This is a genomic window from Pseudotabrizicola algicola, assembly GCF_010915705.1.
In the GTDB taxonomy this organism is placed as follows: domain Bacteria; phylum Pseudomonadota; class Alphaproteobacteria; order Rhodobacterales; family Rhodobacteraceae; genus Pseudotabrizicola; species Pseudotabrizicola algicola.
The window spans coordinates 463,574-487,949 of the sequence record NZ_JAAIKE010000001.1; the positions used below are offsets into that span (position 1 = coordinate 463,574).

Sequence of the window (24,376 nt, forward strand, 5' to 3'; positions counted from 1 at the left end):
GCCATAGTTAAGGACAGCGAGGGCCCTTCACAATGGGCGCAAACCCGCCAACCGCCTGCGCCACGCGAAATTTATACAGGCGCAGACTCGCCCCGCGCCATCTCGCTCGCAATTTCCGCAGCCAGCCGCGCATTGTTCAGAACAAGGGCGATATTGGCCTGCAGCGACCGGCCTTCGGTCATCGCATACATGCGGTCCAGAAGGTAGGGCGTCACCGCCTTGGCGCTGATTCCCTCGGCCTCGGCCTGATGCAGCGCCCGTTCGATCACGGGCGTGATCTCGTGGCTGGCAATCTCCGCCTCGGGCGGGATCGGATTGGCCACCAACTGCCCCCCCGGCAGACCGAGCGCCGTGCGCAGCCGCTGCGCCGCCGCGATATCGGCCGCGCGGTCCATCCGCAGCGGGGCCTTCAGCCCGGACGTGCGCGACCAGAAGGCCGGAAACGCGTCCTGACCATAGGCGATCACCGGCACGCCGTGGGTTTCCAGCACCTCCAGCGTCTTGGGCAGGTCCAGGATCGCCTTGGCCCCCGCCGCCACCACCGTCACCGGCGTGGCCGCCAGCTCCAGAAGATCGGCGCTGATGTCAAACGTGGTTTCCGCCCCGCGATGCACGCCGCCGATGCCACCCGTCGCAAACACATGAATCCCCGCCAGATGCGCGCAGATCATCGTGGCCGCCACCGTGGTCGCCCCGATCCCGCCGGTGGCAAGACAGGCCGCCAGATCGGCGCGGCTCAGCTTGGCCACATCCTTGGCCTGCCCCAGCGTATCAAGCTCCTCCGCCGTCAGACCGATGTGAATCCTGCCGCCCATGATGGCGATGGTGGCCGGAACCGCTCCATGCGCGCGCACCTCGTCCTCCACCGCCCGCGCCGTCTCCACATTCTGGGGAAACGGCATCCCGTGGGTGATGATGGTCGATTCCAGCGCCACAATCGCCGCCCCTGCCTTGCGTGCGGCGGCCACCTCGGGCGAGAAAACAAGCGGTAAGGTCATGATCCGATATCTCCTGAAACGTAATCGGCAGCCGCCCGCAGCGCCGCCTCCAATGCATCTGTGCGGCTGGCACCGCGCGCCTCGGCGACGATATGGGCCGCCATGAAGGTATCACCCGCGCCCGTGACCCGCGTCACCAGCACCTGCGGCGGCTGTCCGGTGATCACACCCTGCCCCGCCGTGCCTTCCGCCGCCAGCCGCCCGCCATCGGTCACCAGCACCCGCGCCGCCCCGCGCGCAAGCAGCGCCTCGGCCCCCTCGGCCGCCGTCTCGAACCGGCCCTTGGCGATCAACCCCGCCTCTTCCAGATTGACGTAAAGCGTCGCGCGCGGGTGCCCCAAAAGCGGCATCAGCCGCTCCGCCTTTCCGGGGCTCGCAGGTGCCACCCGCAGATCGGCCCGCGCGAACAGGGCCGAGCGCGCGATGTCCGAAAGCAGCGCTTCGGTCAGGTTGCCGTCGAGCGCGATCAGCCCCGCATAGGGCGCCTCTGCCGATCCCAGACTCCCGTCGCCAAGCGCGCGCAAGATCTTGTCGCCCGCCATCTCCAGAGAATGGGCATCGGCAATCGCCGCGATCAGCCCGTTCGCCCCCTCGATCGCCATGTAGCGATCGGTCGGCAGATCATCCGAGCGGTAGATATGCCCGCAGTCCAGCCCCATGCGCAAACAGGCCGCGATCAACTCGTCTCCCTCGGCATCGCGCCCCACCGCCGTCAGCAGCGCCGGACGCAGGCCAAAGCGCGTCAGCGTCATCGCGATGTTCATCGCAACCCCGCCGGGCAGGCGCGTGATCCGCCCCGGCACATCTGACCCCAGCCGCAAGGACGAGGGCGCGCGCCCGATGATGTCCCACAGCACCGACCCGATGCACAGAATGTCGCTCATTTGCCCCTCCTGCCTTCGGGGCCTTCATCGCGCGCGGCTAGAGCGCCGTCCAGCCCCCATCGACCGAAATCGTGGTCCCGGTGATCTGCGCCGCCGCGTCAGAGGCCAGAAACACCGCCGTGCCGCCGATCTGCTGCACGGTGGCGAATTCGCGGCTCGGCTGGCGCTCCAGCATCACCTGCTTGATGACGGTCTCGCGGTCCATGCCATGCTTCTTCATCTGGTCGGGAATCTGCGCCTCGACCAGCGGCGTCAGCACATAGCCGGGGCAGATCGCATTGGCCGTGATCCCCTGCCCCGCACATTCCAGCGCGGTGACCTTGGTCAGCCCGACCACCCCGTGCTTGGCCGCGACATAGGCCGACTTATAGGGGCTCGCCGTCAACCCATGCGCCGAGGCCACGTTGATGACCCGGCCCCAGCCCTTTTCGCGCATCATCGGCAGGGCGGCGGCAGTGGTGTGGAAGGCCGAGTTAAGGTTGATCGCCAGAATGGCGTTCCATTTGTCGACCGGAAAATCGTCGATTCCTGCCACATGCTGGATACCGGCATTGTTCACCAGAATGTCGCAGGCTCCGGCCTCCGTAATCAGGCGGCGGCAATCATCGCCCCTCGACATGTCGGCTGCGATATAGCGCACATTCACCCCGTGCCGCGCCGCCAGGGCTCCGGCCAGCGCATGGTCTTCCTCGCGGTCGGTGAAGGAGTTGATCACAATATCCGCGCCCGCGCGCGCCAGTTCCTCTGCCACCCCCAGCCCGATCCCCGAATTGGACCCGGTGATGACAGCGGTCTTGCCCTTCAGGCTCATGGTGATCCCCTCTTTTTGCACTGCGGCAGGTTACATGCTGCAAACGCGAATAACAGGGGGCTGTTCCGCAAACGCCCAAAAAAAAACGCCGGCACGAAGCCGGCGTTAAGTTATTGAGGCAGGTTTCATACAGGCAAGAAACCTATCGAGCAGTGCATCCTATATACGCCGCATCGCGCCGATGGCCAAGTTAAAAGTTTGAAAAGGCTCACAAGCCGCCGTAGCTTGGGGGCCAAGAATCCAAGGCCATGGGGGAATGTTGCCGGAATGGGACGAGATTTTTTCCACATCACACAGGGATTTGCACTCGCGGCACTGCTGGCGGTCACGGCCGCTCCCGCGCTTTCACAGGTAGGTGATTCTCCGGCGCACGGCATAGCTATGTATGGAGAGCCCGCCCTCCCACCGGATTTTGTGTCCCTGCCCCATGTGAATCCGGATGCGCCCAAGGGCGGCCGCATCGTCTTCGGGGAATCGGGAAGCTTTGATTCCATGAACCCTTTCATCCTCAAGGGCCGCGCTCCGGCGGGTCTTTCGGCGCTCACCGTCGAGACGCTGATGGGCCGCTCCTATGACGAACCCTTCACCCTCTACGGCCTTCTGGCCGAATCGATCACCACCGATGCGGACCGCACCTACGTAGAATTTACCTTGCGTGAAGAGGCCCGATTCTCTGACGGCAGTCCGGTGACGGTCGAGGATGTGCGCTGGTCCTTCGAGACGCTCGGCACCTTGGGCAATCCGCGCTATCACACTGCGTGGAACAAGATCGGCAGCACCGAGATCACCGGCCCTCGCTCCATCCGCTTCACCTTCAACACGGTGGACCGCGAATTGCCGCTGATCCTCGGCCTGCGCCCAATCCTGCAGAAGGCGCAGTGGGAAGGCAAAGCCTTCGACGAGTCGACCCTCGAGGCCCCCATCGGCTCCGGCCCCTATGTGGTCGGGCCGTTCGAGACGGGCCGCTATGTCAGCTACGTCAAGAACCCCGACTGGTGGGGCAAGGACCTGCCCTTCAACCGCGGCCAGCACAATTTCGACGAGGTGCGTTACGATTACTTCGGCGATGGCGGCGTGGTGTTCGAGGCGTTCAAGGGCGGCCTCATCACCTCGTGGCGCGAAACCAATCCGGCCAAATGGGCCAGCAGCTATGACTGGCCCGAGGTGGGCAACGGCACCATCGTGAAATCGGAAATCCCGCACAGCCGACCCTCGGGGATCGAGGGCTTCGTGATGAACACCCGCCGCGCGCCCTTCACCGACTGGCGCGTGCGCGAGGCGCTGATCCTCGCCTTCAACTTCGAACTGGTGAACCAGACCCTCAACGGCGGCGCGAACCCGCGCATCCCCTCGTATTTCGGCAACTCGCCGCTTGGCTTCACCCCCGGCACCCCCGCCGAGGGCAAGGTGCTGGAACTGCTCGAGCCCTTCCGTGCCGATCTCCTGCCCGGCGCGATCGAAGGCTACAGCCTGCCGACGGGCGACGGAACCGAAGCCAACCGCCGCAACATCCGCGCCGCAACCGACCTTCTGGAACAGGCAGGCTACACGATTGATGCCGGCGTGCTGAAGGACCCGGCGGGCCAGCCGGTGAGTTTCGAGATCCTGCTGGTCAACGGCGCGCGCGACATGATCGCCGCCGCGGAAATCTATGTCGAAAGCCTGAAGCGCCTCGGCATCAACGCCCGCGTCACCACCGTCGACAATGCCCAATATGTCGAACGCACCAACACCTATGCCTTCGACATGACCCATTACATCCGCTCGCTTTCGCTCTCGCCGGGCAACGAGCAGACGCTTTACTGGGGCTCGGCGGGCGTGACCGAACCGGGCACCCGCAACTGGATGGGCATGAACTCCCCCGCCGCCGAAGCGATGATCGACGCCATGCTGAACGCCCCCGATCAGGAAGCCTTCGTGGCCGCCACGCAGGCGCTCGACCGGGTGCTGACCACGGGGCGTTATGTGGTGCCGATGTGGTATTCCGACGTCTCGCGTCTGGCGCATCGCAAGGAATTGAAGTTCCCCGAGCGCACCCCACTTTACGGGGACTGGATCGGCTTTCAGCCGGAAGTCTGGTGGTATGAGCAATAAGAGCAAGAGACGGGCAGAGAGACAGATGCGCAAACTTTCCCTGATCGCGGCCGCAGCCGCCCTCATGGCCCTCACGGGCTGCGCGACAATCGACGGCATCGGCCGCGACATCTCGGGCGGTGCCAACCGCGTGGCAGGCTGGGTGGGCTGAGTCTCGGCCGGTCGCGCGCCGCCTGAACCCGGCGCGCCTCGGGCTGGCAAAAAGATGAGTATTTGGAAAGCAGCAATGCGGAGGCGCGGTGCCCTGTGCCTTGCTGCTTTTAAATACTCCCGCGCGGAGCGCCTCCTTGCGGTTCCGCCGCGCGTCCGCAGAGGTAAGCCGGAGATGCTTTCGATCGGCGTTTCGGATTGCACCGGCGCCCGGGGCGGATTAGGCAAGTCCCCATGCTTTCGCTTCTTGAAACCGGCCCCGCCCCGACTGTTCCCGCGTCCTTCAACATGGCGCAGCACGTCCTCGGGCGTTCTGCCGCGCGCTGGCCCGACAAGCCGGCGCTGCAGATCGTCACGCCCGCGGGGGGCGAGACATGGAGCTATGCCCGCCTGCTGGCGGCGGTTCTGGGCTGCGCCACGGGGTTGCAGGCGCGTGGGCTCCGGCCCGGCGACCGCATCCTGATGCGCCTTGGCAGCCAGGTCGAGTTTCCCATCCTCTTTCTGGGCGCGCTCGCGGCGGGGATGGTGCCGGTGGCCACCTCCTCGCAGCTCACCGGCGCCGAGATCACCCCGATGGCCGCGCGCATCCAGCCCCGGCTGATCGTGGCAAGCCCCGGCGTGGCGGTGCCAGAGGGGCAGAACTGCCCCGTGCTGGCCGACGCGGACATCCGCGCGATGGAAAGCCTCCCCGCTGCTGCCTTCCATCAGGGCGCGCCGGACCGCCCCGGCTATATCATCTTCACCTCCGGCACCTCGGGCCAGCCGATGGCGGTGGTGCATGCGCATCGCGCCATCCTTGCCAGGCAGATGATGCATGCCGACTGGGAGGGTCTGGGCGAGACGGACCGTCTGTTGCACGCGGGGGCGTTCAACTGGACCTACACGCTCGGCACCGGCCTGATGGACCCGTGGACAGTCGGGGCCACCGCGCTCATCCCCGCGCCTTCGGTGGCGGCGGCAGAGCTTGGCACCTTGCTGGCCGCGCATCGCGCCACCATCTTCGCCGCCGCGCCCGGCGTCTTTCGCCAGATGCTGCGCGGCCCGCTCCCCGCGCTGCCGCATCTGCGCCACGGCCTTTCGGCGGGCGAAAAGCTGGGCCACGAGGTGCGCGCCGCCTGGACCAAGGCGACGGGCACCCCGCTCTGCGAAGCCTTGGGCATGTCGGAAATCTCGACCTTTGTCTCCGAATCTCCCGCGCGTCCGGCCCCCGAGGGTGCCACCGGCTTTGCGCAGGCAGGGCGCCGCATTGCCGCCCTCGGACCCGATCTGGCGCCGGTGCCGCGCGGCACCCCCGGCCAGCTTGCGATAGACCGCCGCGATCCCGGCCTGATGCTGGGCTATCTGGGTGCGCCCGAGGCCACTGCCGCGCGGCTCACGCCCGAATGGTTCCTGACCGGCGACAGCATCGTGATCGATGCAGGCGGGGCCGTCACCTATCTGGGCCGCGACGATGACCAGATGAACGCGGGCGGCTACCGCGTCAGCCCGGTGGAGGTGGAGGCGGCGATGGCCCGCTTCCCCGGTCTGGCCGAGGCGGCGGTGACCGAGGTGGAGGTCAAGCCCGGCGTCACCGTCATCGCCTGTTTCTACACCGCCCCCGCGCCGCTGGACCACGCGGCACTTGCCGCCCATGCCGCCGCGCATCTGGCGCGCTACAAGCAGCCGCGTCTCTTCCATCACCTGCCCGCGCTGCCGCGCGGGGCCAATGCCAAACTCAACCGCCGCGCCCTGCGCGTCCTGAGGCTCTCATGATCAAGCTCGATATCTTCTCCGATCCGGTCTGCCCCTGGTGCTATATCGGCAAGGCCAACCTTGACCGCGCGCTGGAAGCTGCCCCCGATCACCCGTTCGAGATCGAATGGCACCCGTTCCAGCTCAACCCCGGCATGCCGCCCGAGGGCGTCGACCGCGCCGAATATCTGGAGGCCAAGTTCGGCGGCAAGGCCAAGGCGGTCGAGATCTACGCCCGCGTCGAACAGGCCGCGCGCGAGGCAGGGCTTGCCATCGATTTCTCCACCATCCGCCGCATGCCCAACACGCTGAACGCGCACCGGCTGATCCATTGGGGCGGGCTGGAGGGGCGGCAGACCGCCATCGTCTCGGCGCTGTTCCGTGCCTATTGGCGCGAGGGGCGCGACATCGGCGATCCGGCCACGCTGACCGACATAGCCGAAAGCTGCGGGATGGACCGCCAGGTCACGCAGCGCCTGCTCGCTACCGACGCGGATGCCGAGGCGCTGAAGGCCCGCGACATCCACGCGCGCGAGCGTGGGGTGACAGGGGTGCCCTGCTTCATCATCGGCAACCAATACGTCGTCTCGGGCGCGCAGCCGCCGCAGGTCTGGGCCGATGTCATCGCCGAGTTGCGCGCCAGCGCACAACCCACAGGCCGCTAGCGCCGTGGCACCCTCCCGTCTCGCGTGCTAGCGAGGCAGGGAAAGGACACTCCCCCATGTCACATTCCCTGCCCCCGCAGCGCGCGCTTGGCCAGACCGAGTTTGTCGCGCTGATCGCGATGCTCTTTGCCACCATCGCCTTTTCCATCGATGCGATGCTGCCCGCCCTGCCCGACATCGCGGCCGAGCTGTCGCCCGCGGCCCCCAACAATGCGCAGCTCATCCTCACCAGCTTTGTGTTCGGCATGGGGGTCGGCACCCTGTTTGCGGGGCCGCTCTCCGACAGCTTCGGCCGCAAGACGGTGATCGTGGGCGGTGCGCTGCTCTACTGCGCGGGGGCCTTGCTCGCCTATGTCGCGCCGACGCTAGAGACGATGTTGCTGGCCCGCGTGCTGCAAGGCTTGGGGGCTGCAGGGCCGCGGGTGGTGGCGCTGGCGCTTGTGCGCGATGTCCATTCCGGCCCGCGCATGGCCCGCATCGTCAGCTTTGCCATGATGATCTTCACGCTGGTGCCCGCCGTGGCCCCGCTGCTGGGGCAGGTCATCATCGCGGGCTTTGGCTGGCGCAGCATCTTCCTGGCCTTCCTGATGTTTTCGGCCATCTCGGTGCTGTGGCTGGTGATCCGCCAGCCCGAAACCCTGCCGCAGGCCAAGCGCCGTCCGTTCCGCGCGGCCCCCCTCTGGGCCGCGCTGCGCGAGGTGCTGGCGCTGCGCAGCATCCGCCTGTCGATCCTTGCGCAGACGCTGGCCTTTGCTGCCCTGTTCGGCACCCTGTCCTCGACCCAGCAACTCTTCGATCAGACCTATGGCCGCGCCGAGACCTTTCCGCTCTACTTCGCGCTGATCGCTGTGGTGGCGGGCACTTCGTCGCTGCTCAACGCGGCGGTGGTGATGCGTCTGGGCATGCGGCGGCTGGTGCGCATCTCCTTTGCCACCCAGATGCTCGTATCGGCCGCCTTCGTCCTTGCCTTCACGCTGGACCTCTGGCCCGCGCCCGAAGTGTTTCCGGTCGAGTTTCTGGCCTATCTGGTCTGGACAATTGGTGTGTTCTTCATGATCGGCACCACCGTGGGCAACCTCAACGCGCTGGCGCTGGAACCCGTGGGCCATATCGCGGGCATGGCGGCATCGGTGATCGGCGCGCTCTCCACCGTGTTTTCGGTGGCGCTTGCCGCGCCCGTGGGGCTGGCCTTCAACGGCACCGCCCTGCCGCTGATGATCGGCGTCACGCTGTTCTCCGGCCTTGCCTATCTGGTGGTGCGCAGGCTCTGACCGCGCGTGCGCCGCAGGCCCAAGGCATCAGCCCTTGGGCCGCACGATCTTTTCCGCCAGATCGCGGGCGATGGCAAAAGCACCCTTGATCCGGTCGGCCTCGGTTTTCCAGTCGCGGATCAGCACGATCTTGTTGCCCTGCACCTTCGCCCCCACGCCCTCGGCCTTGATGAAATCGACCAGACCCGCCGGATTGCCGAACTTGTCATTGTGGAACTGGATCGTGGCCCCCTTCGGGCCGGCATCAATACGGGAAATCCCGGCGCGCTTGGCCATCGCCTTGATCCGCACGATCAGCATCAGCGTGTTCACCTCTTTGGGCAATGGCCCGAAACGGTCGATCAATTCGGCGGCGAACCCTTCCAGCTCCACCTTGGTGGACAGGCCCGACAGGCGGCGGTAGAGGCCCAGCCGCACATCCAGATCGACCACGTAATCCTCGGGGATCATCACCGGCAGGCCAAGGTTCAACTGAGGCGACCACGCATCATCAATCGGCGCCAGCCCGTTGATCTCGCCCGATTTTATCTTGGCAATCGTTTCTTCCAGCATCTGCTGGTAAAGCTCGTAGCCCACTTCCTTGATATGGCCCGATTGCTCTTCGCCCAGCAAGTTACCCGCGCCGCGCAGGTCAAGGTCATGGCTGGCAAGGTTGAAGCCCGCGCCCAGATTGTCGAGACTCCCCAAGAGCTTCAGCCGCTTTTGCGCCTGCGGCGTCAGCGGGCTGCGCGGCTTGGTCGTGAGGTAACAATAGGCCCGCGTCTTGGACCGCCCGACCCGTCCGCGGATCTGGTAAAGCTGGCTCAGGCCGAACATGTCGCCGCGATGGATGATCATCGTATTGGCGGTGGGAATGTCCAGGCCCGATTCCACGATCGTCGTCGCCAGCAGCACATCATACTTGCCGTCATAGAACTGGTTCATGCGGTCATCCAGATCGCCCGCCGCCAGTTGCCCGTGCGCGATGACGTAGCTCACCTCCGGCACATGGGTTTTCAGGAACTCCTCGATCTCGGGCAGGTCCGAGATGCGCGGCACCACATAGAACGATTGTCCGCCGCGGAACCGCTCGCGCAGCAGCGCCTCGCGGATCGTTACCGTGTCGAATTCGCTCACATAGGTGCGGATCGCCAGACGGTCCACCGGCGGCGTGGCGATGATCGACAGATCGCGCACCCCCGTCAACGAAAGCTGCAACGTGCGCGGAATCGGCGTCGCGGTCAGCGTCAGCACATGGATTTCCGACCGCATTTCCTTGAGCCGTTCCTTGTGGCCGACGCCGAAATGCTGTTCCTCGTCAATGACAAGCAGGCCAAGGTTCTTGAACTTCACCCCCTTGGCCAAAAGCGCATGGGTGCCGACCACGATATCCACCGTGCCATCGCTGATCCCCGCGCGGGTGGCATTGGCCTCCTTTGCACTCACAAAGCGCGACAAGGGCTTGACCGATATGGGAAATCCGCGAAACCGCTCGGCAAAGCTGCGGTAATGCTGGCGGGCGAGCAAGGTCGTCGGGCAGATCACCGCCACCTGCATCCCCGCCATTGCCGCCACAAAGGCCGCCCGCATCGCCACTTCGGTCTTGCCAAAGCCCACGTCGCCGACCACCAGCCGGTCCATCGGGCTGCCCTTTTCAAGATCCGCCACCACATCGGCAATCGCCGCCAGCTGGTCATCAGTTTCCTGATAGGGAAAGCGCGCGGCGAATGCCTCCCAGATGCTGTGCGGGGCCTCCAGGATGGGCGCATGGCGCAGCGCGCGTTCGGCGGCAATCCGCATCAGGCGGTCGGCAATCTCCTTGATCCGCTCTTTCAGCTTGGCCTTCTTGGCCTGCCACGCGCCGCCGCCCAAACGGTCCAGCAGCCCCTCCTCATGGCCATAGCGTGACAAGAGTTCGATGTTCTCGACCGGCAGGTAAAGCTTTGCTGCGTCGGCATATTCCAGCGCCACACAGGCATGTGGAGCGCCAAGCGCGGTAATCGTCTCCAGCCCCAGATAGCGGCCGACGCCATGCTCGACATGCACCACCAGATCGCCCGGTGTCAGCGTGTCCACCTCGCGCAGGAAGTTGTCGGCCTTGCGCTTGCGGCGCGGTTTGCCGACCATCCGGTCGCCCAGCACATCCTGTTCGGAAATCACCGCCAGACCGGGGGCGACAAACCCCGTCTCCAGCGCCCAGACCAGCAGGAACAGCCCGCCGCGCCCCTCCGGCACCTCGCGGAAATCCTTGATACGCTGAAAGCCGCTTACGCCCTGATCTTGCAGCAGCCCCTCAAGCCGCTCGCGCGCGCCTTCGGACCAAGAGGCGATGACCACCTGCACATCTTCACGCAGCTTGCGAATATGGTCCGACAAGGCCCCGAAAAGGCTGACAGATTCCATTTGCCGCTCGGGCGCAAAACTGCGCCCAAGCCGTCCCGCTGCATCCAGCACCCCCGGACCGGGGCTTTGCGCATGGGGCGACAGTTGCACCACGCGGTGCGCCTGCACCGCCGCTTCCCATGCGGCATCGTCCAGATAGAGCAGCCCCGGTGCCGCAGGCTTGTAGACAGTGTCCAGCCGGCCCTTTGCCGTCGTCGCCTCGCGCCGGGAGTCATAGGCATCATCAATGCCTTCCCAGCGCGACAGCCGCATCGGCGTCACCTGATCGTCCAGCATCACGCTGGCACCCGGCAGATAGTCGAACAGCGTTTCCAGCCGGTCATGGAACAGGCCCAGCCAATGCTCCATCCCCTGATGCTTGCGCCCCGCACTCACCGCCTCATAGAGCGGATCATCCGCGCCGCCGACGCCGAATTCGATGCGATAGGCCTGACGGAAGCGGGTGATCGACGCCTCGTCAAGGATCACCTCGGACACGGGCGACAGGTCCACCGTCGTCAGCTTTTCCACCGTGCGCTGCGTCACCGGATCAAAGCGGCGCAAACCATCCAGCACATCGCCGAAGAAATCCAGCCGCACGGGGCCGGGATGGCCGGGCGGGAAAATGTCGATGATCCCGCCGCGCAAGGCATATTCCCCGGCCTCAGCCACCGTCGAGACGGGCGAGAACCCCATGCGCGCCAGAAAACCTTTCAGATGCGCCTCATCCACCCTCCGGCCCACCTGCGCGGTAAAGCTGCTGGCGGCCACCGTGGCGCGCGATGGCACCCGCTGGGTGGCGGCGTTGACCGTCGTCAACAGCACGAACGGCCCCGGCACGCCTGCCGCCAGCGCGGCCAGCGTCGCCATGCGGCGCGCGGCAATCTCGGGGTTGGGCGAGACGCGGTCATAAGGCAGGCAATCCCACGCCGGAAAATCCAGCACCACCGCCTGCGGGGCCATCACCGCCAGCGCCAGCCGCATCGCCTCCATCCGCTTGTCGTCGCGGGCGACATGGATCACGGGCGCACCGCGCGAAAGCTCGCGCGCCAGCAGGCGGGCATCAAAGCCTTCGGGCGCGCCGCCCAGAAGAATGCGGTCGCCCCGCGCGGTCGGGGTGTGGGATGCTGTCTTGCTCATGGCGCCCTTACCTACGCCCCTTGTCCCGCCCGTCAAGGGCAGCAAGGCCGCGCGCCTTATCTGATATTGTGATACATGCCGAACAGCGCGGTGATGAAAATCGCGATCATCCCGATCAGCTGCACCATGAAGCGGTGCCGCAACATCAGCCGCACCAGCCCCGCCCCGCCCTCTGGCGTCAGGCTTTCCACCCGCAGCGCCAGCCGCAGGGTCAGGTATCCCACCAGCACCATCGGCGCGAACATCAAGAGCACCGCCTGCGCGAATTCAACGCGGTAGATCACCGCAAGCAGGCCCAGCAGCGTCAAAAGGAAAAACACGATCCCGATCAGCCAAGACCCGCCATTGCGCGAGATATACAGCATCCGCCGCGCGTTGATCGCGGCCAGTTGCGCCAGATCGTCGGCTGCCTCGCCCCCGTGCCTGCGGGCGCGGGTGATCATGTCAAACGGCACCCCCATCACCCAATGGCTGACAGAAGACCACACCGCCGCCAGCACGATCCAGTACCACAGGCTGGAAAACGACCGCATGTCGATCAACAGGAAGATCAGCGCATACCATTCCAAGACAGATCGCACCTTTTGCCGGATCTCGCGCGCAAGGCTTGCAGCGCCGCTGCTTTTCATGTCAGGCAGAAGGAAAAGCTGCAAGCCCCTGACCAGATGCGAGCCCCTTCATGCGCCTAACCGTTGCCCCCACACCCACGTCCCGCTTCCGGCGCCTGCGCAAATCGGCGGCCCTGCGCGCGCTGTCGCAGGAAAACACGCTGTCGGTGAACGATCTGATCTGGCCGGTCTTCGTGCGCGACGGAAACGGGGTGCGCGAACCCATCGCTTCCATGCCGGGGGTGGAACGGCTCAGCGTCGATCTGATCGTGAAGGCGGCGGAGGAGGCGGCGGCCTTGGGTATTCCGGCGATCTGCCTCTTTCCCTACACCGACCCCGCGCTGAAGACCGATGACTGCGCCGAGGCGTGGAACCCCGACAATCTGGCCAACCGCGCCATCCGCGCCATCAAGGCAGCGGTGCCGGAGATCGCGGTGATGACCGATGTGGCGCTCGACCCCTACAACGCCCAGGGCCATGACGGGCTGGTGCGCGACGGCATCATCCTCAACGACGAAACGGTCGAGGCCCTGGTGAAGATGAGCCTCGCACAAGCCGAGGCCGGGGCCGATATCCTCGGCCCCTCCGACATGATGGATGGCCGGATCGGCGCCATGCGCGCGGCGCTGGAAGGCGCGGGCCACAAGGATGTTGCGATCATGTCCTATGCCGCCAAATACGCCAGCGCCTTCTACGGCCCGTTCCGCGATGCCGTGGGGGCCTCGGGCGCGCTCAAGGGCGACAAGAAGACCTATCAGATGAACCCCGCCAACAGCGACGAGGCGCTGCGCCTGATCGAACGCGACCTGACCGAAGGGGCCGATATGGTGATGGTCAAGCCCGGCATGCCCTATCTCGACATCATCCACCGCGTCAAAACCACCTTCGGCGCGCCGACCTATGCCTATCAGGTCTCGGGCGAATACGCGATGATCCGCGCCGCGGCGCTGAACGGCTGGATCGACGGCGATCGCGTGATGCTGGAAAGCCTGATGGCCTTCCGCCGCGCGGGCTGTGATGCGGTGCTGACCTATTTCGCGCCGCAAGCCGCCCGCGCTCTGCACGCGGGACGTGGCTAGCCCCTGCGCCGTGTCGACCCTCTCGGCGATCTGCCGCGCAGGCCCCGCGGCCTCTGCTTTCAACCGATGACATCGGCTCACATTTTTGCTAGCGTTCCACGCAAGGGCCAGAAAGAGCCCGCACCCGCCGCAAGGCGGCCATGAGAGGCAGAAGGCGACAGCAAATGACCGATGCAGGCGGATTTTCCAGACGCAGCTTCCTTGCGGCGACCGGGGCCAGCGGCCTTTTGGCCGCCTGCGGCAACGGTGTGGGCAGCACGGCCGCAGCCCAGATCGACGCAAGGGTGAACTCGACCGAGCAATATCTCTTCAGCACCTTCCCCGGCACCCGCGATCTGGCCAATCGCGCCTCGGGCGTGCTCATCATGCCGCTCATCACCGAGGCCGGCTTGATCTATGGCGGCGGCTACGGGCGCGGTGCCCTGCGTGTCGGCGGGGTCACGGTGGATTACTATTCGGCCACCCGCGCCACTTTCGGCCTGCAGATCGGCGCGCAGCAATATGCCCATGCGCTGTTCTTCATGACCGAAGGAGCGCTCGGCCAGTTCCGCCGCAGCCCCGGCTGGGCGGTCGGGGCCGATGTGCGCTATGCCACCCCCGCGCAAGGTGCCTCGCTCGGCAAGGAATCGACCGAGGCCGAGCCGGTGATCGCGCTTGTGTTCGGACAACAGGGCTTCATTGCCGGTGCGACGCTTGCGGGCGTGAAGTACAACCGCATCATCCCCTGACCAGCACCACGGTCTTTCGGGAAGCCAAAAGGGCGGGCGGCCAGCGGCACGCGCGCCCTTTTTCGTTACGGAAAAGACGCTCCCGAACGGGATCGGGCGGATTGCGGCAAGCCGCCCGCTGCGCCTCAGCGCAAGCGCCGGATCAGGCTCGATGTGTCATTGCGCCCGCCCCCCATGCGCTGCACATCCTTGTAGAACTGGTCCACCAGCGCGGTCACCGGCAACGAGGCCCCGATGTCATTGGCGGTGGCAAGACAGATGCCCAGATCCTTGCGCATCCAGTCCACCGCAAAACCGTGGTCGAACTTGTCCTCCAGCATGGTCTTGTGCCGGTTCACCATCTGCCACGATCCTGCCGCGCCCTGGCTGATGACCTCGACCACCGCCTCGCCGTCCAGCCCCGCCTTCTCGCCAAAGGCCAGCGCCTCGGCCAAACCCTGCACCAGACCGGCAATCGCGATCTGGTTCATCATCTTGGCGATCTGCCCCGCACCGGACTCGCCCAGACGGCGGCAGATGCGCGCATAGGCGGCGATCACCGGCTCGGCGCGGGCATATGCCTCTTCTGCGCCACCGCACATCACCGACAGGACGCCGTTCTCGGCCCCCGCCTGCCCGCCCGACACCGGCGCATCGACAAAGCCGATCCCCAACCCTTCGGCCAGAGTCGACAGTTCCCGCGTCACCTGCGCCGACACCGTGGTGTGATCGACAAAGACCGCGCCCTTTTCCATCCCGGCAAAAGCGCCGTCCGGCCCGGCGCAGACCGCGCGCAGGTCATCGTCATTGCCCACACAGGCCATCACGAAATCCTGCCCCATCGCCGCCTCGCGCGGGGTTGCCGCCGCCCGCCCGCCATGCTTGGCCACCCAGTCCTCCGCCTTGGCCGGGCTGCGGTTATAAACCGTCACCTCATGCCCCTTGGCCGCCAGATGCCGCGCCATCGGAAACCCCATCACCCCCAACCCGAGGAATGCCACCTTTGCCATCGCCTGCTCCCTTCGCATTGCCCTTTTGCCAACGATGTCTTAGGTAACAGGCCCACCCCCGACGTCAAGAACAGGCCCCCCATGCTCAGAGTTTTCCGTTGGCTCATAAGGCTGTTGACCGGGCTTGTGGCCTTGGGCCTCCTGATGCTGATCGGGGCCTATTACTTTCTCGAACGCTCGATCCCGGACTATTCCGAGAATTACACCATCGCGGGCGTCTCGGCCCCCGTGGAAATCCTGCGCAACAGCGACAACGTCCCGCATATCTTCGGCGCAACCGACCCTGATGTGTTCTTCGCGCTCGGCTTTGCCCATGCGCAGGACCGGCTGTGGCAGATGACGATGCTCCGCCGCACAGCCCAGGGCCGCCTGTCCGAGGTGTTCGGCAACCGCACGCTCAAGATCGACGAACTCCTGCGCCGCTATGATCTCTACACCCTGTCGCTGCAATCGGTCGAGGCGCAGGATGCCCCTACCCGCGCCGCGCTCGAGGCCTATGCGGCAGGGGTCAACGCGTGGATCGGCCAGATCAACGAAGGCGCTCGGGGCCGGGGCGCGCCCGAATTCTTCTTCTTTTCCAATGAAATCGCCGCTTGGGCCCCCGCCGATTCCATCGCCATCCTCAAGCTGATGGCGCTTCAGCTCTCCGGCCATCTCGAGGCCGAGGTGCGGCGCGCGCGCTTCTCCATGCTGCTGCCCGCCGAACGGCTGCGCGACATCCTGCCCGATGATCCGGGCCAGGCCGTCACCGCCCTGCCCGATTACGCGCAACTGGTGCCGGGCGTCACCCCGTCGTCCGAGCCGCTCCGCATGGCGACGAACGATCCGCTCTCGCCTTTCCCGCGCCTTGATTTCGCGGGCGCGTCGAACGCCTGGGCTGCGGTGCCGGACCGGTCGGCAGCGGGGGGCGCACTTCTGGCCAATGACCCGCATCTGGGCTTCACCGCCCCCACCATCTGGTATCTGGCGCGTCTGGAACTCCAGTCGGGCGGCGTGATCGGCGCGACCATTCCGGGCGTGCCAAGCGTGCTGGCCGGCCGGTCGGCGGCGGTCGGATGGGGGCTGACCTCGGCCTATGTCGACGATCAGGATGTGGTGATGGAGCGTCTGAACCCAGACAATCCCGAGGAATATGAAAGCGCCACCGGCTTCAAACCCTTTGTCACCCGCCGTTCCATCATTCAGGTCAAGGACGAGGCCCCCGTCACCATCACCCTGCGCTGGTCCGAGGCTGGCCCCGTGCTGCCCGGCTCGCATTACGATCTGGCCACCGTCACCCCGCCCGGCCATGTGGCGGCCCTGTCATGGACCGCGCTGTCGGGGGCCGATACCACCATGACCGCCGCCCTGCGCATGATGCGCGCCCGCTCGATCCCCGAGGCGCTCGAGGCGGGGCGGCTTTTCGTGGCCCCCGCGCAGAACCTGATGCTCGCCGACCAGAACGGCATCGCGCTTCAGGTGATCGGCCATGTGCCGATGCGCGATCCGGGTCACCCGACCCAAGGGCGGATGCCTGCCCTCGGCACGCACCCTGCGGCCCGCTGGCAAGGCACCATGCCCTACGAGACCAACCCGCGCGTGGAAAACCCCACCAGCGGCATCCTCGGCAACACCAACAACAAGACGGTCGACCGCCCCTTCCCCGACCATCTGTCCTTCCTCTGGGGCGATACGCAGCGCATCCAGCGCTGGCTGTCGCTGATGCGCACGCGCGAGGTGCATACCCGCGAAAGCTTCATCGAGGCGCAGCTTGATACCGTCTCGCCCACCGCCCGCGCCATCCTGCCGCTGATCGGCGCCGATCTGTGGTTCACCGGCGAGGCCGCGCCCGACGGCACGCCCGAACGCCTGCGCCAGCGCGCGCTCTTGCTGCTGGCCGAATGGAACGGCGAGATGAACGAACACCTGCCCGAGCCGCTGATCTACATGGCCTGGATCAGGGCGCTGAACGACAGGCTGATCCGCGACGAGCTTGGCCCGCTGGCCGATACCATCACCCACCCCGATCCGGTGTTTCTGGACCGTGTCTACCGCAACATCGACGGCGCGGGCGTCTGGTGTGATGTGATCCAGTCGGCGGCGGTGGAAACTTGCACCGATCTTGCCCGCATCGCGCTCGACGAGGCGCTGATCGGCCTCACCGCCACCTATGGCCCCAACCCCGAAAGCTGGCGCTGGGGCGCGGCGCATGAGGCGACCCACGATCACCCCGTGCTGGGCGAGGTGCCTTTCCTCAAATGGTTCGTCAACATCCGCCAGTCCACCAGCGGCGATGACCACACGCTGATGCGCGGCCGCACCAAGGGCACGGGGCCGAACCCTTACCTCAACGTGCATGGCGCAGGCTATCGCGGGGTCTATGATTTCGCCGACCCCGATTCCTCGGTCTTCGTCATCGCCACCGGCCAATCGGGCCACCCGCTCTCGCGCCATTACGATGATCTGGGCGAGCGTTGGCGGCGCGGCGACTATGTGCCGATGAGCCTTGATCCGGGCCTTGCCCGCGCGGCGGCGGTGGGCAGCACCACGCTGTCACCGCCCTAGGCAGTGGCGGCATTGGTCTTGGCGGCCAGCGAGCCGTCGGGCCACATGCGGATCACCCGCCACGCAATCGCGGGCACCGCGCCAAGCGCAAGCACCGTCACCAGAACCCCGCCCATCGCCCAGCCGTTGATCAGCAGCGCCGAGCCGAAGGCGGCCATCGGAAAGGTGAAGGCCCCCCACAGGGGCGAAAATCCGGCCTCGGCGATCCAGCGTCCCGAGGCCAGCAAGGCCACCGCGATCGCGCAGCCCAGCACCACCATCCCCTGCGCCAGCCACGTCATTCCCAGCAGCCCCGCCACGCTGGCAAACAGGCTGGCCGGCGCAAGGTGGATCGCCAGCAGCGGGCGCAAGGGCGCGGGCGGCACGGTTTTCCACAACTGCCAGAGGCTTACCGCCCAGATGCCCGCCGCCACCGGCATCGTCGCCCACAAGATGCCCCGCGCCAGCGTCTCCCAACCCAGCGGCACCGCTGCCAAGGCCCCGACGATAAAGCCGACAAAGGCCAGATGCCACACGGGCGTGACCACCCGCCCCTCCGGCGGCGCGGCCAAGAGCGCGCGCAGCATCAAGACCGCCAGCGCCGCCTGCAACAGCAGCCCCAGCGCCAGAACCCCCCGCGCCAGCCCCGGCAGAAAGAACCCCAGCGCCGCCGCCACCGCCAGACCGCCGACCGAGGCGGCAGCAAGCCCCGCCCGTCCGGGCAGCACCCGCAATTCCTCACTCACCACGGCAGGCCGCCGCGCAATCTTCATCCCGTAGGCCACAGCGCAAAACAGCCACAGCCCCACCGCCACCCCCAGCGCCATGTCGCCAAGACCCTGCGGCAGACCAGCCTCGACCAGCGCCCGCTTCACCGCCAGCGCCATGCCCAGCACCCCCAGCACCACCGGGAACACCGCAGGCGGCATCCGCGCGAAAGGCGGCAGCCTGCGCGGCGGAAACTCGGGCGGCGGAAAGCGTTTCGGGCGGGCGCGGGCAGGGTCTACAGGCATGGAAAGCTCCTCTCTGGCCCGCAGTCAGACCGCATCTTGCGGGTCTGCGCAAGCGCCCGGATGCGGCAAATCCCCACACCGCCGTGGCAAAACAAAAGGCCCCGGTCTGCACCGGGGCCTTGGCATCCGCCGCGCGTGCTGCGGCGTCAGCGATAGAGCAGGCTGATGCCCTTGGCAAAAAGATGCACCTTCGACGGGTCCGCGCCCAAGGCCACCGTGGTGTGCCGCACATCGTTATGGATGCCGGGCAGCTTGGCCACCACCTGCGCGTCACCGCCATTGCGCCTGAAATACAGCAGCGTCACCTCGCCAAGCGCCTCGGTGATCTCCACCTCGCCGGTGAAGATCGCGGGGCCGGTCGTGGCCACCAGATCTTCGGGACGCACCCCGATGTTCACCTTCAGCCCCATGTCGGCCGCCAGCGTCGGCACGCTTGACACCGCCTCGCCGCCATTGGCAAGCCGCACCCGTGTCTGCGCGCCGGTCTCGATCACCTCGCCCGCCATCAGGTTCATCGCGGGGCTGCCGATGAACTGCGCCACGAACTCGTTCTGCGGCCGCTCGTAAAGCTCCAGCGGGGTGCCGACCTGGCTGATCCCGCCGCCCGCCAGCACCACGATCCGCGTGGCAAGGGTCATCGCCTCCACCTGATCATGCGTCACATAGATCATGGTGGAATTGGGCATCGACTCCTTCAGTTGCGCGATCTCGAGCCGCGTCGCCACCCGCAAGGCCGCGTCAAGGTTCGACAGCGGCTCGTCAAACAGGTAGACCTTGGGGTCGCGCACGATGCTGCGCCCGATCGCCACCCGCTGCCGCTGCCCGCCCGACAGCGCCTTGGGCAGACGGTCGAGGTAAGGCTCCAGTTGCAGGATCTTCGCCGCCTTCGCCACCGCCGCGTCAATCTCGGGCTGCGATTTCTTGGCGATCTTCAGCGCAAAGCTCATGTTGTCGCGCACCGTCATATGCGGATACAGCGCATAAGACTGGAACACCATCGCGATGCCGCGCTGTGCCGGCGGCACCTCGTTCATGCGCTCGCCGTCGATGGTGAAGTCCCCTCCGGTGATCTTCTCCAGCCCCGCGATCATCCGCAGCAAGGTCGACTTGCCGCAGCCCGACGGGCCGACAAAGACAATCAGCTCCCCCGTCTTGATGTCGAGGTTGATGTTGGAAAGAACCTTGACCTCGCCATAAGCCTTTTCAACGTTCTTCAGTTTCAGTTCGGCCATGCCGGGCTCCCCCCTCTTTATACCTTCCGCATCAGGCAATAGCCCCAGGGGCCAAGCGTCACCTCGCCCCCGATCGCCGCCGTCGCCCCAAGTTCCCCGCCAATCGCGGCCCATGTTCCCTCGGGCAACCCGACATGAGCCTGCTCTGCCCCCAAGTTGAAGGCGCAGAAAATCGTCTCCTCGCCGCCGCGCACAAAGGTGGCCACATCACCCTCTGCCCGCAGCCCCGACAAGGTGCCGGTGCGCAGCACCTCATGCGCGCGGCGGAACGCCAGCGCACGGCGGTAATGGTTCAGCATAGAGGTCTGGTCCGCATCCTGCGCCGAAACCGCGCGGTTCAGATGCGGCGCCTTCACCGGCAGCCACGGCGTGCCCTCGGAAAAGCCGCCGTTGCTGTTGTCGGTCACCCAGGTCATCGGCGTGCGGCACCCGTCCCGCCCCTTGAACTCGGGCCAGAACTCGATGCCATAAGGGTCACGCAACTCTTCAAAGTCGATATCGGCCTCCGGCAGGCCCAGTTCCTCGCCCTGATACAGGCAGAGCGAGCCGCGCAGACACATCAGCAAAACCGTATAGCTGCGCGCCGCCGCTTCGGGCAGGTTCCAGCGGGTGATATGGCGCACCGTGTCATGGTTGGAATAGGCCCAGCAGGGCCATGCATCGGGCGCCACCGCATTCATGCGCGCAAAGGTTTCCTCCAGCAGCGCCGCCGTCAGCCGAGTCGGCTGCAACATCTCGAACGGGTAGCACATCTGCACCTTGTCCCCGCCCGAGGTATACTCGGCCATGATCTCGAGGCCCCGCTGCGCATCGCCCACCTCGCCGACGGCCGCCGCGCCATAGGGCTCCAGCACGGCACGGAACTTGCGCAGGAACTCGATGTTTTCCGGCTGGTTCTTGTCGAAAAGGTGCAACTGGTGGTTATAGGGGTTCACCCCCGGCGCGATGCTGTCATTGCGCAATTCCTTGGGCAGCGGCGGGTTGTCGCGCAGATACCTGTCGGCAAAGTAGAAGTTGATCGTGTCCAGCCGGAACCCGTTCACCCCCCGCTCCAGCCAGAAGCGCACCACATCCAGCAGCGCCTCCTGCACCGGCTCGTGGTGAAAGTTCAGGTCGGGCTGGCTGGTCAGGAAGTTGTGCAGGTAATACTGCTCGCGCCGGCTGTCCCATTGCCAAGCCGACCCGCCAAAGATCGACAGCCAGTTGTTCGGCGGCGTGCCATCGCCCTTGGGCTCGGCCCAGACATACCAGTCGGCGCGCGGATTGCTGCGGTCACGGCGGCTTTCCTTGAACCACGGGTGCTGGTCGCTGGTGTGCGATAGCACCAGATCGATCATCACCTTCAACCCCAGCTCTTGCGCCCGCGCCACCAGCGCGTCGAAATCCGACAGCGTGCCGAACATCGGGTCGACGTCGCAGTAATCGCTGACGTCATAGCCGAAATCCTTCATCGGGCTGGTGAAGAACGGGCTGATCCAGATCGCATCCGCCCCGAGGCTGGCGATATGGTCCAGCCGCCGGGTGATCCCCTTCAGATCGCCGATCCCGTCGCCGGTGCTGTCCTGAAAGCTGCGCGGATAGATCTGGTAGATCACCGCGCCCCGCCACCAATCGGCATCGACGCCCATCACGATTTTGTCTTGCTTCGACATAAGCCTCTCACTTCACCGAGCCGGCCAGCAGGCCGCGCACCAGATATTTCTGCATCGCAAAGAACACCACCAGCGGCACGGCAATGCTGATGAAAGCCGCCGTCGCCAGAATTTCCCAATTGCCGCCGCGCGTGCCGAGCAGTTCCACGATCTGCTTGGTCATCACCGTGGTCTGGCCCGAGGAATCGATCAGGAACACCAGCGACACCAGCAGGTCATTCCACGTCCACAGGAACTGGAAGATCGCGAAGGACGCCAGCGCCGGGAAGGACAGCGGCAGGATGATCCGCGTGAAGATCTGGAAATCCGACGCGCCATCCACCTTGGCACATTCGATGATGTCGCGCGGCAGTCCCACCATGTAGTTGCGCAAGAGGTAAATCGCCAGCGGCAGCCCGAAGCCGGTATGCGCAAGCCATGTCCCCAGATAGCCCTTCCCGATGCCGATATCGTTGTGCAGTTTCAGCAGCGGGATCAGCGCCAGTTGCAACGGCACCACCAACAGGCCCACGATGGCCGCAATCAGCAGCGCCCGCCCCGGAAAATCCATCCACGCCAGCGCATAGGCCGCAAAGGCCGCCACAAGGATCGGGATGATCGTCGCCGGAATCGTCACCGTCAGCGTGTTGAAAAAGGCCCGCGACATGCCGTCGGTGTTGTTCGGCTCGAACAGGATCGCGCGGTAGTTCTGCAGCGTGAACTCGGGCGGAGTGGCCGCCGTGCTGAAGATCCGCGGCAGCCGCGCGCCTTGCGTCGAAACCGGGCTCGACAGCACATAGGCGCCATCCTCGGCCACCGTCAGCGTCACGCCGTCGCCCAGTTCCACCACATCGCCCGGCGCATTCGCCTCGGGCGCGGTGGATGTCGTGCCCCATGCGCTGACCACGGCATCGGCCGCGCTGAACAGCCGCCCCTCGATCACGAAACGCCCGTCCACCTCCACCTCGGTGCCGCCCACGCGGATCGCGGGCACCTGCCGCTCCTGCGTGGCCAGTGCCGACCACCACCCCGAGGTGGAAATCTGGTCCGCCGTCCGGAAGGACGACACGAACAGCCCCAGCGTCGGGAACAGCCACAGCGCGACCAGCACCGCCATCGAGATATGCACAGCCCAGGTCAGACCGGATTTCTTGCCTACGATGTTATCCATTGCTCCGGCCTTTCTCAGCGCATTTCTTTGCGGGCATTGTAGACGTTCCAGATCAGGATCGGCGTCACCAGCAGCATGATGACCATGGCCGAGGCCGACCCGACGCCCCAGTCATTGGCGCGGAACAGCTTGTCATACATGTAATTGGCCAGAACCTGCGTTTCCCACTGCCCGTTGCTCATCGCGAAGACGATGTCGAAGACCTTCAGCACCACGATGGTGATGGTGGTCCAGACCACAACGATCGTGCCCATGATCTGCGGCACCTTGATCTTGAAGAAGATCTGGAACGGGTTGGCCCCGTCGACAATCGCCGCCTCGATCGTATCCTCCGGCACACCGCGCAGCGCGGCCGAGAGGATCACCATGGCAAAGCCGGTCTGGATCCAGACCAGAACGATCATCAGGAAAAAGCTGTTCCAGAACGGAATGGTCAGCCATGTCTGCGGCACGCCATAGGGCAGATCGGCCCCGGCCAGCCCGATCACCGACCGCAGCGACATGTAGATCAGCCACAGCGCCGCCACCGCCACCAGCAACCGCAGCGGAATGGTGCCACCCCCAACCTGATCGCGCGCCTTCAGCATCGGGCGCACGAAAACCCAGGCGATCAGCCCCACCGCCGCCGCAAAGGCGATCAGCCCGAGGCTCGGCACGATCTTGAGAAACAGCACCGACATCGGCCCGCCCTCGAAGGCCAGCCAGACCGCGTTCAAGACGCCGATCTGCTCCTGATCCACCGGACGCGTGTCGTAAACCAGCTTCCAGATCACCGCAGCGCCGACAAAGGAAATCGCCATCGGCATGAAAATCAGCGACTTGGCCAGATTGCCCCAGCGGATACGGTCCGAAAGCTGCGCCGCCAGCAGGCCAAAGGCCGTCGACATCGCAGGCACCACGATCAGCCACAGCATGTTGTTGCGCAAGGCTTCCCAGAACTTCGGCTCGCCCGACATCTTGCGGTAATTGTCAAAGCCCACCCAGACATAGCCACCCCCCGGCACCCGCTGGGTCAGCGACAGGCGCAGCGTTTCGACCACCGGATAGGCCAGATACACCGTCAGCGCGATCAGCGCGGGGGCCAGAAACAGCCAGGGCCGGATCATGCCAGCGCGGTTGATGTTGCGCCCCGCGTTCGGACCCGATGCCGGAAACAGCACCTTGTCCAGAAACAGGTTGGAAAAGTAGAAATAGCCGACGCAGCCGCCAACCCCGATGATGATGGTGATCAAACCCTGAAGTGCCGGTGACATGGCGCCTCAACCTCCCCCTAAAGTGGTTCCCCGGTTCGTGGCCG

General features: G+C 65.8%; 19 protein-coding genes. 8 read left to right on the forward strand and 11 right to left on the reverse strand.

The features are described 5' to 3' along the window. Positions 1 to 71 precede the first annotated feature (71 nt). The 3 genes from G3572_RS02245 to G3572_RS02255 are packed head-to-tail and all read right to left on the reverse strand — an operon-like array spanning position 72 to position 2,693. On the reverse strand, positions 72 to 998 hold the full coding sequence (locus G3572_RS02245; RefSeq protein WP_164609039.1) for a pseudouridine-5'-phosphate glycosidase: 927 nt from the start codon (positions 996 to 998) through the stop codon (positions 72 to 74). After that, a complete protein-coding gene (locus tag G3572_RS02250) occupies positions 995 to 1,882 on the reverse strand; it encodes a PfkB family carbohydrate kinase (RefSeq protein ID WP_164609040.1) in 888 nt (295 codons plus the stop codon). Before G3572_RS02250 ends, G3572_RS02245 begins: the two co-directional genes overlap by 4 nt. Before the next feature lie 37 nt (positions 1,883 to 1,919). Further along, on the reverse strand, positions 1,920 to 2,693 hold the full coding sequence (locus G3572_RS02255; RefSeq protein WP_164609041.1) for a 3-hydroxybutyrate dehydrogenase: 774 nt from the start codon (positions 2,691 to 2,693) through the stop codon (positions 1,920 to 1,922). Positions 2,694 to 2,960: 267 nt separating this feature from the next. Here G3572_RS02255 and G3572_RS02260 point away from each other — a divergent pair, with 267 nt between their 5' ends. From G3572_RS02260 to G3572_RS02280, 5 genes are all read left to right on the forward strand, one after another. Further along, complete coding sequence (locus G3572_RS02260; protein WP_164609042.1) at positions 2,961 to 4,787, forward strand: extracellular solute-binding protein; 1,827 nt, start codon at positions 2,961 to 2,963, stop codon at positions 4,785 to 4,787. 25 nt (positions 4,788 to 4,812) lie between these two features. Continuing rightward, positions 4,813 to 4,938: an entericidin gene (locus G3572_RS02265; RefSeq protein ID WP_164609043.1), complete on the forward strand. Its 126-nt coding sequence runs from the start codon at positions 4,813 to 4,815 to the stop codon at positions 4,936 to 4,938. Between the two features lie 233 nt (positions 4,939 to 5,171). Beyond that, positions 5,172 to 6,689, forward strand: a complete 1,518-nt coding sequence (locus tag G3572_RS02270; RefSeq protein WP_164609044.1) for a class I adenylate-forming enzyme family protein — start codon at positions 5,172 to 5,174, stop codon at positions 6,687 to 6,689. Beyond that, the gene (locus G3572_RS02275; RefSeq protein WP_164609045.1) at positions 6,686 to 7,333 is read left to right on the forward strand and encodes a DsbA family oxidoreductase; all 648 of its coding nucleotides are present in this window, start codon (positions 6,686 to 6,688) and stop codon (positions 7,331 to 7,333) included. Before G3572_RS02270 ends, G3572_RS02275 begins: the two co-directional genes overlap by 4 nt. A 56-nt stretch (positions 7,334 to 7,389) precedes the next feature. Then, positions 7,390 to 8,604: a multidrug effflux MFS transporter gene (locus G3572_RS02280; protein ID WP_164609046.1), complete on the forward strand. Its 1,215-nt coding sequence runs from the start codon at positions 7,390 to 7,392 to the stop codon at positions 8,602 to 8,604. 27 nt (positions 8,605 to 8,631) lie between these two features. Here G3572_RS02280 and mfd read toward each other — a convergent pair whose 3' ends face one another. Both mfd and G3572_RS02290 read right to left on the reverse strand, forming a co-directional pair. Further along, positions 8,632 to 12,105 (reverse strand): transcription-repair coupling factor, encoded by a 3,474-nt coding sequence (gene mfd / locus G3572_RS02285; RefSeq protein WP_164609047.1) that lies wholly within the window; start codon positions 12,103 to 12,105, stop codon positions 8,632 to 8,634. Positions 12,106 to 12,161: 56 nt separating this feature from the next. Continuing rightward, positions 12,162 to 12,674, reverse strand: a complete 513-nt coding sequence (locus G3572_RS02290) for a component of SufBCD complex (protein WP_240335375.1) — start codon at positions 12,672 to 12,674, stop codon at positions 12,162 to 12,164. A 110-nt stretch (positions 12,675 to 12,784) separates the two neighbouring features. On the opposite strand from G3572_RS02290, the gene hemB reads away from it, so the two are divergent. Both hemB and G3572_RS02300 read left to right on the forward strand, forming a co-directional pair. Beyond that, positions 12,785 to 13,792: a porphobilinogen synthase gene (gene hemB, locus G3572_RS02295; RefSeq protein ID WP_164609048.1), complete on the forward strand. Its 1,008-nt coding sequence runs from the start codon at positions 12,785 to 12,787 to the stop codon at positions 13,790 to 13,792. A gap of 164 nt (positions 13,793 to 13,956) precedes the next feature. Continuing rightward, positions 13,957 to 14,520, forward strand: a complete 564-nt coding sequence (locus tag G3572_RS02300; RefSeq protein WP_164609049.1) for a lipid-binding SYLF domain-containing protein — start codon at positions 13,957 to 13,959, stop codon at positions 14,518 to 14,520. Positions 14,521 to 14,645: 125 nt separating this feature from the next. Here G3572_RS02300 and G3572_RS02305 read toward each other — a convergent pair whose 3' ends face one another. Then, positions 14,646 to 15,509: an NAD(P)-dependent oxidoreductase gene (locus G3572_RS02305; protein ID WP_164609050.1), complete on the reverse strand. Its 864-nt coding sequence runs from the start codon at positions 15,507 to 15,509 to the stop codon at positions 14,646 to 14,648. Positions 15,510 to 15,590: 81 nt separating this feature from the next. On the opposite strand from G3572_RS02305, the gene G3572_RS02310 reads away from it, so the two are divergent. Then, a complete protein-coding gene (locus tag G3572_RS02310; RefSeq protein ID WP_164609051.1) occupies positions 15,591 to 18,053 on the forward strand; it encodes a penicillin acylase family protein in 2,463 nt (820 codons plus the stop codon). On the opposite strand, the gene G3572_RS02315 is transcribed toward G3572_RS02310, so the two are convergent. From G3572_RS02315 to G3572_RS02335, 5 genes are all read right to left on the reverse strand, one after another. Further along, entirely contained in the window at positions 18,050 to 19,045 is a 996-nt protein-coding gene (locus G3572_RS02315) for a TDT family transporter (RefSeq protein ID WP_164609052.1), read from the reverse strand. The two genes, G3572_RS02310 and G3572_RS02315, sit on opposite strands and share 4 nt — an antisense overlap. Before the next feature lie 146 nt (positions 19,046 to 19,191). After that, positions 19,192 to 20,277 carry an ABC transporter ATP-binding protein gene (locus G3572_RS02320; protein ID WP_164609053.1) on the reverse strand — a complete coding sequence of 362 codons (1,086 nt, stop codon included), beginning with the start codon at positions 20,275 to 20,277 and terminating at the stop codon, positions 19,192 to 19,194. 17 nt (positions 20,278 to 20,294) lie between these two features. After that, positions 20,295 to 21,929 carry an alpha-amylase family glycosyl hydrolase gene (locus G3572_RS02325; RefSeq protein ID WP_240335376.1) on the reverse strand — a complete coding sequence of 545 codons (1,635 nt, stop codon included), beginning with the start codon at positions 21,927 to 21,929 and terminating at the stop codon, positions 20,295 to 20,297. Between the two features lie 7 nt (positions 21,930 to 21,936). Further along, a complete protein-coding gene (locus tag G3572_RS02330; protein ID WP_164609054.1) occupies positions 21,937 to 23,079 on the reverse strand; it encodes a carbohydrate ABC transporter permease in 1,143 nt (380 codons plus the stop codon). Positions 23,080 to 23,093: 14 nt separating this feature from the next. Continuing rightward, positions 23,094 to 24,332 carry a carbohydrate ABC transporter permease gene (locus G3572_RS02335; protein ID WP_164609055.1) on the reverse strand — a complete coding sequence of 413 codons (1,239 nt, stop codon included), beginning with the start codon at positions 24,330 to 24,332 and terminating at the stop codon, positions 23,094 to 23,096. Positions 24,333 to 24,376 lie beyond the last annotated feature (44 nt).